Source organism: Cloacibacterium sp., from assembly GCF_047601505.1.
GTDB lineage: Bacteria > Bacteroidota > Bacteroidia > Flavobacteriales > Weeksellaceae > Cloacibacterium.
The window spans coordinates 2,618,775-2,631,345 of the sequence record NZ_JASGJD010000001.1 but is presented as its reverse complement, the minus strand read 5'-3'; the positions used below and the strand labels follow the sequence as shown (position 1 = coordinate 2,631,345).

The following is a 12,571-nucleotide window of genomic DNA, read 5'->3' as shown; positions in this document are numbered from 1 at the left end:
TCTATTCAATTTATGTGGTGTTTTTCCAATCCTGTCCTAAATAAAACGATGACATAAAAAATAGACCATTTCGTTGGTTTTAAGCTTTGAAAAGATTATTTTTTTTTAACGGAACCCTTTTTGTGCTTTCTGGAGGAGGATTTATGTGTTCTCCAAATGGTTTATCTAACCATTTTTGCAAGTCAATCTTAACAAAGAGATTTAGGCTTATAAAAGCTACTAAATTAGATAAATACCAATCAAATTTTGATTGTGCTTTTAGTGCTTTCAAGATAATTATGGTAATTAAAGCTATCCAGATTTGAATCATTACTATATTTTCAGAGATTCCGATAAACGATTTTATATGTAGTAATTGCTTGATGTCTTGGAAAAATATTTCTACTTGACATCTGCTTTTGTACAATTCTGCGATGGTGTTAGCAGACCAATACAACTGATTTGCCATAAGAGGGAATCTTTTTGTTCTGCAACTCAAAGATAATTTGAGACACAAGAGTCAACCCTCTTTTTTTGAATTTTATTTTAATCGTTTAGGACGGTATTGATTGTATTCCATTGTTTGGTATTGGTAAGTTTCAATAAACTGTGAATATCATTTACTTCCTTTTGTATATTTAAAATTCCATTTTTTTGAGTAAGAATTTCGTCTAAATAATTACGGATACTATAGCTTTGAGAAGCAATTACTAGGGGAACTTCTTTTATCATTTTTAAAGAAATTTTTTTTAATCTACTCCAAGGATGTGATTTGTGAACGATGAGAGACAATGTTGAAGTAAAAAGTGTTACAGTTTCTGTATCTGAATTATTGTTAGACTTTGAAAGGAATGAAAGTATACAATCTAATTCATAATTTCTTAGTTTTTTTAATAGTTCTAAAGTTGAACCAAACACTATTTGAATTTGTATGTCAGGGTATTCTTGGCTAAAGGAAGTTAGAGAATTAATTAATATATGCGTCAATCCATAAGTAGATCCAATAATTAGTTTATCTGTTTTTAGATTGTTTAGATGTAAATAATTATTTTTTTTAGCTTGTAAAATATACTTTTATGTATTGAAAGAGTGGTTCTAATGATAATTTAAAATCACTCTTTTACAATATAAATTGAGAAACTATTATTGTATTGTATAATTTTTCATATCCACTTCTGATAGTCTGAAATACCCGAATGGTGTATTTGCAGAATTGGTTTTGTTGCTAATATTTCCGAAGACTGAAGTTGGTGTAGTTGCAAAAGGACCTGTATCTGCACCTGAAGCATTTAGGATTTTTCTGAAATAATCGTAATATCTCTTAGAAATTCCATAGAGTTTAATGCTAACAATGTCTCCCTGTTTTAAGTCTTTATCTGAATAAAAAACAGGCGTAAATCCACCATTATTATTCTCATCATTTTCTGCCTGATATTGTGGAAAGGCAATGTGCGGATTTTTGTTACTGAAAACATAATAATTTGTTTCCGCAGGATTGTCCTGATAATAATAGGTGATTTCCACTTCGTCTCCTGCCATTCCTCCTTCGTTATTTTGCAAAATATTGTCTTCTATTTTTGGGGCTGCAATCATTTTATCTGTTGCGGTATAAGTTTCTCCGTTCAGATTAATGGTAAGCGTGTAAGTTTCTCCAATTGACGGAACAAAATTGTTACAAACATATTCTCCAGTTCCCTGATTTTCAGTAAAAATGAATACCGTATTTTCTGAATTGGAAATGGTTATAGTAGCTCCCGATACGCTTGGGAATTCTGTACTATAATAACCTGTGCTTGTGGAAAGTTTTATTTTTTGCTGATTACCTGTTGTATTTTTTACCCAATCTATTGAAGCATCTACCACTAATTTAGGAGGGGCTGTATCCAAATCAACATCTATGACCTTTTCGCAAGAAATAAGGACTATTCCTAAAGCGATAATGATATATTTTTTAAATTTTTTCATTTTTTAAAAATTTATAAAGTTTATTAATTTTATTTATCTCTACCTAACCAATTCATTAGATTTGGGCAGCTATTCCGCCCTCCGTTCCCGCTGTCATTGCGATGAACGAAGCAATCTGTGAAATTTGAAGGTGGATTGCTCCGTTCATCGCAATGACAGCGGGAACGGAGGGCGGGCTGCAAGTGCGTGTTCCAATCAAATTTTTTACTTCTAATTTCAGTCATCCATCAAAACTTAAAATTATACGTTACACTAGGGATAATTTCGAAAATCGACATTTGTTTTGCTTCGCTTACACCTGTATCCAGATTTTGCCCGAAGGTAACGGCAGCAGCATTGCTTCTTCCATAGACATTATAGATACTGAAAACCCATTCTCCTTTCCAACGTTTTGTAGTATCTGGCTTTGGAGTCCAAGTTGCAGATAAATCTAAGTGATGATATGCAGGTATTGAGTTTGCATTTCTTTCTCCATAACTCGCAATGGTAATTCCTTGGTATTGGTATTTTCCGTTAGGATACGTTGCTGCTTTTCCTGTCTGATAAGTGAAAATTCCTCCAAAACTCCATTTTTTGGTCAGTTGATAGGCTGCAGTAAGAGACAGATTATGGGTTTTATCATAATTAGCTCTGTACCACTTTCCATTGTTGATTCCTGGTTCGCTAGCATTTCTTCCAGGTGTTCTCTGTTCTGCTCTGGAAAGTGTGTAAGATAACCAACCAGTCAATCTTCCAGTGTTTTTCTTTGCCATAATTTCTAGTCCATAAGCTCTGCTTTCTCCATTTAGCATTACTTGTTCTATGTTTTTGTTAGCAATGAGCTCGGCTCCATCTATATAATCTGCTCTGTTTTTAATTTTTTTATAAAAGGTTTCAACCTCCAAAGAGTATTTTCCGTTATTAAAATTTCTAAAATATCCCAATGCAACCTGATCTAGTATTTGCGGCTTTAAAAATTTGTCACTTGGCGCCCAAATATCTAATGGTGAAACAGAAGCTGTATTGGAAATCAGATGAATATATTGTGCCATTCGGTTGTAGCTTGCTTTTATGGATTGCTTTTCATCCAAAATATAAGCAATACCTATACGTGGTTCTATATTTCCGTAGCTCGCTATTTTTTTGTTTTTACCATAAAGGATACTTCCTGTAGGTGTTCCTTCTTCATAAATTTTTAACTCAGGATTGTAAACCACGGCTTCATTATTGGCATAAGTATTTATTTCTTGTGCTCCCAACCGCATGAAATTACTGTATCGTAAACCGTAAGTTGCAGAAAGTTTATCCGAAAATTTGTGCTCGGCACTCACGTAGATTGCATTTTCCATTGCGTTTTTCTTTGCAATCTGATCCGCATGTACAGGAGAGTTTTCACCAAAAGGTTTTATCGTTCCTGGATTAAATTGATAATATATAGAATTAACGCCATAGCTCAAATTCAGTTTATCAGACAAATAATGTTTTAAATCGTATTTGAAATTGTAATTTTTAATGGTTGATTTCCAATCTATTCCAGCTGCTTTTATTTGTAATCCGTAGTCGTAATTGCTGTAAATTGCAGAGATATTAGAGAATAATTTATCCGAGAAAATATGATTCCATCTTACGTTAAAGAGAGTGTTTCCATAATTATTCTTCAAAGAATTGTTGAAATTCATGTCGTCTTTACCGAAGTATCCAGATAAATAAAGGCTGTTTTTATCGTTAATTTTGTAATTCAATTTGGCATTCAAATCATAGAAATATGCAGAATTAGGCTCGTCCGCCAATTTCAGAAAAAGATGGGCATAAGAAGCTCTACCTCCAATAACAAAAGAACTTTTTTCTTTTACAATTGGTCCTTCTATCAATAATTTACTAGAAACAGCTCCAATTCCTCCTGTTGCGTGAAGCTCTTTGTTGTTACCTTCTTTTTGATAAATATCTAAAACAGAAGAAATACGCCCTCCGAAATTAGCAGGAATACCCCCTTTATAGAGTTTTAAATCTTTAATAACGTCAGAATTAAAAACCGAGAAAAATCCAAATAAATGTGAAGTATTATAGACAATTGCTTCATCCAAAAGCACCAAATTTCCGTCTGTTGCTCCTCCTCTTACGTTAAAGCCAGAAGCGCCTTCTTGAGCATTGGCAACACCTGGAAGCTGTAGGATAGATTTCAAAATATCTACTTCTCCCATTACTGCTGGCATTTTTTTGATGGTAGAAATTGAGAGTTTGTTAACGCTCATTTCTGGAGTTCGGATGTTGGTTTTGGTAGAGGATTTAGTAATCACCACTTCATCAATTGACTTTGTACGACTGCTTTCTGTAATTAAAAAAATTCTTCTGAGGCTTTCTGTTAAAGATATTTTTTCTTCTACTTGTTCAAAATCTGGATAATTGATAATAATAGTGTAATCTCCCTTTGGTAAACTGATGGAATAAAATCCGTAGGAATTAGTTGAGGCAGATATATTTGCTTCTGGAATTGAAATAGTTGCACCAATAAGTGTTTCGTTGTTCGATTTGTTGGCAATCGTTCCGCTAAGGGTTACTTTTTCCTGTGCAAAAACAAGTGCTGAAATCGTTACGAACAAGGGGACAAAAAGGTTGTTTTTCATTCTAGTTTCGGATTAAGTTAAAATTCTTTTAGCAAAACTATTTTTTAAGAGGATTTATTTATTTTTAATTATACAAAAGCAATTGGTTTTTATATGAAATTGCATTTTTTGACTACAAAAAAATTATTTGTAGGATGTAAATAGCCTGACTATGGTGTTTTTAAAGTAAGAGGACATAATTTTTATTATTGTTTTGTATAAAAAAAAGTGCTTTTTGTATAAAAAAGGAGATTTTTTTTTCTTAAAAGTTAACTTTGTTTCATCAATTAATATATTGAATATGCATAAAGATTTACATAATGAATTGATGAACGAAAATTGGATATTTCAGTTTTTGATTTCTTCTAAGTATAGAATTTTAAGACATTTACTGCTTATTATTTTTATTAGTGCCGTTCTATATAATAGTACACCAGAAATTCCTGAACCTACATTGGTGTTACTTTTATTTTTTTTGTTATTCTATAGTAATATGTATGTACTGGTTCCGAAACTCTTATTTAAGAATAAATATGTATGGTATTTCTTTACTATTATAAGTGTTTTGGGAGTTGTAATCATTCTAACAAAGATATTTTTAACGTATTATGAGGGGAAAAAATTTGATGACGAGGGACTTAATATACCTCTTTTTTCCATTCTTATTCTTATTCTTATTCTTATTGCAGCATCAACATCTATAAAATTATTTCAAAAATGGGTAATAGATAAGCAGTTGATTTTTGAATTGGAAAAATCAAAAGCTTTAGTAGAATTGGAGCAATTAAAAAATCAAATTAATCCCCATTTTTTGTTTAATATGTTGAATAGCGCTTATGTTCTAACTCAGAAAGATCCAGAAAAAGCTTCAGAAATATTGATGAAATTGAGCGATTTACTACGTTATCAGTTGTATGATAGTGCTAGAGAATATGTTTTATTAACCTCGGATATTCGTTTTTTAGAAGACTTTCTTAATCTTGAAAAAGTCCGTCGTGATAATTTCAGTTTTTTCATTTCTAAAGAAGGAAATCTCAGTGGAGTACAGATTCCACCATTATTGTTTATTTCTTTTGTGGAAAATGCTGTGAAGCATAACAATGATTCTGCTAAGTCATCATATGTTAATGTTTTTTTTGAGGTAAAGGATAATGAACTTATTTTTCGATGTATAAATTCTAAGCCAATACAAAAAGCAGTCTCTACTTCTGGAGGACTTGGGCTTGGTAATATTAAAAGAAGATTAGAACTTTTATTTCCATTAAGTCATTCATTAAAAATAAATAATGATGTTGATACTTTTTCTGTTATTTTAACTCTTAAAATATGAAATGTATTATCGTAAATGATGACTTTTCCATGAAAAGGTCTATAGAAAAATTAATTATTCAAACAGACAATATGCAATTAGTTTCTACATTCAATTCAATTTTAGAAGCTTCTTTTTTTTGAAAAATAATAAAATCGATATTGTGTTTTTTGATATTGAGATGAATGACGTAAATTGTATAGAATTGTTACAAATTATTCCCAAAAATACTTTTGTAATTTATATTCCAGAATTTTCTCCTTTTGTAAATAGAACTTCTAGAATTAATTCTGAAAAGCATTTGGAATCTCAAATTCCAAAGCGCTTTTGTAGTGGAATTCACGAAGCACAAATTTTTCTGAATTTAGTTGAGAAAAATAATCATGTTATCTTTGATGATTATTTTGTTATTTAGAGTCTAGAAAATGTTGATATTTTATACAGTTAAAATTTTATGAAAATAAAATGTATTATTATAGATGACGAACCTTTGGCAAGAGAAGCCGTAGAGATGTTGGTTGATAAAACTGATGATTTAGAATTAATTCAAACCTTTAATGGTGCAGAGTCGGCAGGAGTGTTTTTAAAAAATAATCCTAGCATAATAGATTTAATATTTTTGGATATTCAAATGCCTGGTACAAATGGGATAGAATTTTCTAGTACTATTCCAAAGGAAACTCTTGTCGTTTTTACTACTGCTTTTTCTGAGTATGCAGTCGATAGTTATGAAGTTGATGCTGTTGACTATCTTATAAAACCCATAAAGCTAGAACGTTTTCAAAAAGCTGTTGAAAAAGCTAAAAGCTATTCTAATCTTATAAAATTACATGATTATACAACAAATATAGAAACAACAGCAGATGATTATTTATTTGTAAAAGCTGAAAGGAGAATGTTTAAAATACATTTTATGGACATTTATTTTATTCAAGGTCTGAAAGACTATGTGATTTTACACACCCATAAACAAAAAATAATTACAGCAATGAATATTAAAACCATTCAGGATCAATTACCAAAAGGTATTTTTGTAAGGGTGAGTAAATCTTACATCATTAATTCAAAATGTATCGATTCATTGGATAATAATACGGTTTATATTGGTGAAAACGAAATTCCAATTGGTAATATTTATCGAGATTCTTTTTTTAATGAATTTGTAACAAAGAAAGTTTTAGGTAAATAATTTATAAGATTCTATTTTGCAATTACTGCGTTTATTATACTTGATTATTTTGTAAAAAAATATTTTAAAATTATTATATTTTTATTTGTCTAGTCCGCTACAATATATTTTGTGGCGGATTTAGTTATTTTATTAATACTCTTTTTTTCAATTTCCTTCAAAAAATAGCTTGAGTTTTATCACAATTCTTTATGAAAATATCCTAATGATAATTATATTTAACAACTAAAATGGTCAATTCATTCTTGTTAATGTTCAGTTTAATATTATTTTGAAAAAGTTTGTTTCATTATGATAATATTTTTGTTGTCAATAACTCATAAAAATATTTAAAAATGAAAACAATTAATTTTTATAAACTCTTCTTAATTGGAGTTTTTGGGATGTTATCTAATACAGCCAATTCGCAGGTCTTTGTTTCTGCAAAAAGAAGACCTGTTTCTGTTAACATTGTTGTTGTACCTGCTCCTAAAGTTGTATTTGTAGAACCTATTCCTACGGTTGTTTCTCCAGTTGTAAGCGTTAACGTAGTTGTGCCACCACCTAGAAGAGTAGTGGTTGTAGAGCCAGTACCGAGAGTATATTTTGTAAAACGTACACCAAGAAGAGTTGTAATTTATTAATCAATATTAAGCATAAAAATATGACATATTTTTTTAAAACAACAAAAACACTTTTTGCATTAGCATTAGTTGTCTTCGGAATGAGCATGAAAGCCCAAACATCTGAATATAAAATCTTAGGAAAATGGACAAATGAATACAAGACCAGAGTAATAGAGTTTGTGAAAAATGGTACTTCTTATGATGCAATTATCAGAAAGGCTGAAAATGGGGGTGTCATTGGAAAAAAACAAATCTCTGGATTGAAGCCAAGTGGAGAAAATAACTATGTAAACGGGACAGTATATATTATTAAAAAATCAAGTACAGCTTCATGTTCAGCTCAGATTACTAAAGATGATTTATTGAATATTAAGGCATCTTATGGAATGATGGCAAAAACACAAGTCTGGACAAGATTATAAATCAATGAAGAAATTTATTTTAGTAGTTTTTGTTATGATGTCTTGCCTTTTTGTAAAGAGCCAGATTGTTCTTGGCTCTTTTCAAGAGGTGATGAGTTATGCAGATAATCACAACATAACCATCCGCATCTCCGAAACACAGCAGGAAATAAACACGATACGAAAAAAACAGGCAAAATCTTTTCTTTATCCTTCTGTGAATATGTCTGCAGGTTTTAATGACAATATTACTTTACAACCAACTTTGGTTCCTGCAAAAATTCTTAATCCTAATGCTCCAGAAGGTAGTTTTGAAGAGATGACATTTGGCAAACCTTATCTTTATACCACTTCTTTACAAGCGCAGTGGAATGTTCTTGATTTTCAGAAAATTTTTACTCTTAAAACTTCTAAACTTCAATCTGAAGCTGGAGAAATAAACACAAAATTGAGTAGGTTTAATATTTACAATCAGTTGGCCTCTCTGTATTACTCTATTTTGTTGGCTCAGAAAGCATTGAAAATTGATGAAGATAATGCAAGTGTTACTAAAAAAATGCTCAATAATGCTTCGGAAAAATACAAAAAAGGGATAATTAGTGAAGCTGATTTTAACAGGGTTTCAATACAAAATCTACAAAATGAGAAAAACGTTAAAACAGCAGAAAATAATATCGAACAACTTTATCAACAATTGCAGAGCATTCTTAATCTTCGTGAGGAAGTGAAAATCTCAGATGATGGAAATGATAATGATTGTAGTATTGATTTTGATTTATATACTATTCATCCAGAAATCCTTTTGCAGAAAAAGCAAATCGAGATTTCCAAAACACTCGTAAAACAGAACGAGGCATTGCGCTATCCTTCATTGGGTTTTGTTTATCAATACAATTACAATTGGGCAACAGACTATTTTATGGATTTTTCTAATGCCAACAATCTTCCTCAGCAGTTTTTTGGAGTAAAACTGAATGTTCCTGTTTTTAACGGATTTTCTATCAATCAAAAGGTAAAAGAATCTCAGTCAGAGCTTAAAATTCAGCAATTGCAATTAGAAAATATTCAAATGACAAAGAATAAAGAAGACGAAATTCTAAAATTGCAATACAGCCAATCGGTAACGAATCTTGAAAAAAATAAAGAAATATTATCGCTTCAGGAAAAAAACGACATTCATATCCAAAACAAATACGAGAGCGGAATCATAAGTCTGGATGAGCGTTTGGATAGATATTCGGACCTTCTTTCTGCACAATACAATTATTTACAAAGTCTTGCCGATTTTTCTTTGGCAAAATACAAAATCTACATCCGCAAAATAGATTTTCAGAAACCATAGCGCGTTATGAGAAACAAAATTATCAAAATCAGTTTTTTATTAATTACACTAATGCTTTTTTCTTGTAAAAAAACAGAAAAAACATCAGTCATAAGAAAAGATATAGAAGATGCCGTATTTGCAAGCGGATATATCGAAAGAGAAGATGAGTACATGATTTCTGCAAATATAAGTGGTACAATTTTGAAAATCCCTATAAAAGAAGGAGAATTAGTAACAGAGAATAATCTGATTGCCACTATTGAAAACAGTGTGCAGACAGAGCAATTGAAAGATGCAGAAGCTGTTCTTTCTCAGTCCAAAAAAAATGCAATGGCAAGTTCTCCGCAATTATTGCAGATTCAGTCACAGATTAATCAGGCTTTGCATCAGGTAGAGCAAGATAAAACAAACTTTCTGCGATACAAAGATTTGAGAACAAAAAACTCTGTTTCTCAGTTGGATTTGGAAAAAGTACAGCTCCAGTATCAAGCTTCTCAGAATAATTTGATTGCACTTCAAAAAAACTATCAAGATGCAAAAAATGCACTCGAACTCTCAGAAAAAAGAAGCGGAATACAAGTTGTCCAACAACAAGACATATTGAAAGATTATACCATCAAAGCAATAGAAAATGGCGAAGTTTTGAATGTTCTTAAAAAGAAAGGAGAACTCGTAAAACAGGGAGAAAATATTGCAAAAATTGGAAGTGGAGATTTTAAAATAAAACTTTATGTTTCGGAAGATGATATAGCCAAAATAAAACTAGGGCAAAAAACAGCCATTCACCTCAATACTTATCCTGATGAAAATTTTATGGCGACTGTTACTAAAATTTTCCCAGCTTTTGATGAAACGGAGCAATCTTATATTGTTGAAGCAAAATTTGATAAAGTTCCAGAAGTTATTTTTTCCGGCACGCAACTTCAGGCAAATATAGAAACATCTAAAAGAAAAAATGCTTTGGTAATTCCAACATCTTATATTTCAAAAGGAAAATTTGTGACATTAGAAAATGGAGAGCAAAAAGCTGTTGTGATTGGTTCTAAAGATAATGAATGGACAGAAATACGCAGTGGAATTTCTGAAAATACGGTGCTTATAAAACCTAAAAACTAATAAGATGAATACGAATAGAAGAATTTCTTGGGTACATCTTACCTCGAAAGTCAAGCAGCTTGTTGTTGCTGTGTTGAGTGTTACATTTGGTATTTCGATGTATGTTTTTATGAATAGTTTTATGTCAGGTGTTAATAGTGCGCAGACTGAAATATCTTTTACTTCTATGCCTCATATCAGGATTTATAATGATTTGCCTACGGAAGTAAAGAATATTCTGCAACCTACAGAAAAAGATAAAAATGCCTTGGTTATTGTAAACAATGCCAAAAATATACGATACACAGATGGTATAAAAAATACATCAACAATAAAAGAGGCAATCTCTAAACTGAAAGAAGTTTCGGCAGTATCAGAACAGCTCAATCAGAATGTTTTTATCAGAAACGGAGTTACAAAAGTTAATGCATCGTTATCTGGTGTAGATGTGGAGAGTGAAGATCAATTGTTTCAGACTTCGAAATATATGAAGGAAGGTAATTTTTTTGACCTCGAAAAACGTTCAGATGGTATTATTCTGGGAGTTAAACTAGCTCAAAATCTTGGAGTTGGGATGGATGACAATATTACGGTAATTACATCTGATGGGATTTCTAGAATTTTTAAAATCATAGGAATTATTGAAACCGGATCTTCTAGCGCAGATAAAACCAGAGCTATAGTTTCCATTCATACGGCACGACAGCTTTTTTCAAAAAACAGAAGTTATGCTACAGATATTTTGGTGAATCTGAAAGATTATAACAAAGCTAAAGAGGTTTCAAAAAAAATATCTGCAATAACAGATTATAAAGTAGAAGCGTGGCAAGAAGGTAACGCTCAATTAGATTCTGCTAATGTCCTTCGTGATATTGTAGCAATTGCAGTTTCTCTTACCATTCTTATTGTTGCTGGTTTTGGGATTTACAACATCATGAATATGACGGTAAATGAGAAAATAAAAGAAATAGCCATTCTTAAAGCAATGGGTTTTAATGGGATTGATATTGTTGAGATTTTTCTTACTCAATCAGTTATTATTGGTCTTATAGGAGGTTTTGTAGGACTTATTTTGGGATATTTTATTTCGGCAATCGTAGATAAGATTCCTTTCAAGATCGCTTCTTTTTCCACATTGCCAATAGATTATAATCCTAAAGATTACGTTTTGGCATTTTTCTTCGGATTAATAATCACGATTATCGCAGGATATTTGCCAGCAAGAAATGCATCAAAAGTTGACCCTGTAGAAATTTTAAGAGGATGATGGAAATGTCAAACAATAAAAATAGTGTTCAAGAAAATTTTTATTTCAAACTATTTGTAATGGTATTGTTTCTTTTTTTCTATGCCAAATTGTGTCGTAATGTTTGGGTGTTTTATACGTATTGTGTTAATAATTGCTCGTGCGAATTACTCTATTACTATTTTCTTTATTATTAAAATAAAATGAAAGCTTTATCTGTAAATAAAATCAACAAATATTTTTACGAACCCAAAAAATTTCAAGTTTTAAAGGATGTTTCTTTTGATGTGGAACAAGGAGAATTTGTTGCGGTGGTAGGAAAATCTGGTTCTGGGAAATCTACTTTATTATATCTTCTTTCTACAATGGATACAGATTATGAAGGGCAAATTATCATCAATGATACTCTGGTTACAGGTCTCAAACAAAATCAACTGTCCACTTTTAGAAATGAGCATATCGGTTTTGTATTTCAGTTCCATTATCTTTTGCCAGAGTTTACGGTATTAGATAATGTTATGCTCCCTGCATTGAAACTGAAAAAATATTCTAAGGAAGAAATTGAGCAAAAAGCAATGGATTTACTTAAATTATTAGACATTAAAGGTCACGAACATAAAAAAGCATCCAAAATATCTGGCGGGCAACAGCAACGTGTAGCTATTGCAAGAGCTTTAATTAATGATCCTGCCATTATTATGGGAGACGAGCCTACCGGAAATTTGGATTCTAAAAATACCAAAATTGTTTTTGATATTTTTCGTGATTTGGCAAAAGAAAGAGGTCAAACTATTATTGCTGTTACACACGATGATGAGTTTGCTGCCAATTGTGACAGAATTATTGAAATGGCAGACGGAAAAATTATTGTTTAAA

The 12,571-nt window shown here is 31.1% G+C and carries 13 protein-coding genes; 9 read left to right on the top strand and 4 right to left on the bottom strand.

What is annotated here, in order from left to right:
- Positions 1–79: 79 nt before the first annotated feature.
- The 4 genes from QM746_RS12005 to QM746_RS11990 all read right to left on the bottom strand — a co-directional run bounded on the left by QM746_RS12005 (position 80) and on the right by QM746_RS11990 (position 4,547).
- Positions 80–448 (bottom strand): transposase, encoded by a 369-nt coding sequence (locus QM746_RS12005; protein WP_414984448.1) that lies wholly within the window; start codon positions 446–448, stop codon positions 80–82.
- A 77-nt stretch (positions 449–525) separates the two neighbouring features.
- Complete coding sequence (locus QM746_RS12000) at positions 526–984, bottom strand: LysR family transcriptional regulator substrate-binding protein (protein ID WP_414985151.1); 459 nt, start codon at positions 982–984, stop codon at positions 526–528.
- A gap of 138 nt (positions 985–1,122) precedes the next feature.
- Positions 1,123–1,944, bottom strand: coding sequence for a DUF4249 domain-containing protein (locus tag QM746_RS11995; RefSeq protein WP_414984447.1), 822 nt, complete (start codon positions 1,942–1,944; stop codon positions 1,123–1,125).
- A gap of 227 nt (positions 1,945–2,171) precedes the next feature.
- Positions 2,172–4,547, bottom strand: coding sequence for a TonB-dependent receptor (locus QM746_RS11990; protein WP_414984446.1), 2,376 nt, complete (start codon positions 4,545–4,547; stop codon positions 2,172–2,174).
- Between the two features lie 280 nt (positions 4,548–4,827).
- Between QM746_RS11990 and QM746_RS11985 the strand changes: the two genes are divergently transcribed.
- The 9 genes from QM746_RS11985 (at position 4,828) to QM746_RS11945 (ending at position 12,570) form a co-directional block, all read left to right on the top strand.
- A complete protein-coding gene (locus tag QM746_RS11985) occupies positions 4,828–5,856 on the top strand; it encodes a sensor histidine kinase (protein ID WP_414984445.1) in 1,029 nt (342 codons plus the stop codon).
- A gap of 118 nt (positions 5,857–5,974) precedes the next feature.
- A complete protein-coding gene (locus QM746_RS11980; protein WP_414984444.1) occupies positions 5,975–6,250 on the top strand; it encodes a hypothetical protein in 276 nt (91 codons plus the stop codon).
- 45 nt (positions 6,251–6,295) lie between these two features.
- Positions 6,296–7,024 (top strand): LytR/AlgR family response regulator transcription factor, encoded by a 729-nt coding sequence (locus QM746_RS11975; RefSeq protein ID WP_414985150.1) that lies wholly within the window; start codon positions 6,296–6,298, stop codon positions 7,022–7,024.
- Between the two features lie 335 nt (positions 7,025–7,359).
- Positions 7,360–7,647 (top strand): hypothetical protein, encoded by a 288-nt coding sequence (locus QM746_RS11970; RefSeq protein WP_414984443.1) that lies wholly within the window; start codon positions 7,360–7,362, stop codon positions 7,645–7,647.
- Between the two features lie 20 nt (positions 7,648–7,667).
- Positions 7,668–8,051 carry a DUF2147 domain-containing protein gene (locus QM746_RS11965; RefSeq protein ID WP_414984442.1) on the top strand — a complete coding sequence of 128 codons (384 nt, stop codon included), beginning with the start codon at positions 7,668–7,670 and terminating at the stop codon, positions 8,049–8,051.
- Positions 8,052–8,055: 4 nt separating this feature from the next.
- On the top strand, positions 8,056–9,372 hold the full coding sequence (locus tag QM746_RS11960; protein ID WP_414984441.1) for a TolC family protein: 1,317 nt from the start codon (positions 8,056–8,058) through the stop codon (positions 9,370–9,372).
- Between the two features lie 6 nt (positions 9,373–9,378).
- Positions 9,379–10,470 carry an efflux RND transporter periplasmic adaptor subunit gene (locus tag QM746_RS11955; RefSeq protein ID WP_414984440.1) on the top strand — a complete coding sequence of 364 codons (1,092 nt, stop codon included), beginning with the start codon at positions 9,379–9,381 and terminating at the stop codon, positions 10,468–10,470.
- A gap of 4 nt (positions 10,471–10,474) precedes the next feature.
- On the top strand, positions 10,475–11,716 hold the full coding sequence (locus tag QM746_RS11950) for an ABC transporter permease (RefSeq protein ID WP_414984439.1): 1,242 nt from the start codon (positions 10,475–10,477) through the stop codon (positions 11,714–11,716).
- Positions 11,717–11,898: 182 nt separating this feature from the next.
- The gene (locus QM746_RS11945) at positions 11,899–12,570 is read left to right on the top strand and encodes an ABC transporter ATP-binding protein (RefSeq protein WP_414984438.1); all 672 of its coding nucleotides are present in this window, start codon (positions 11,899–11,901) and stop codon (positions 12,568–12,570) included.
- The last annotated feature ends 1 nt before the right edge of the window (position 12,571 follow it).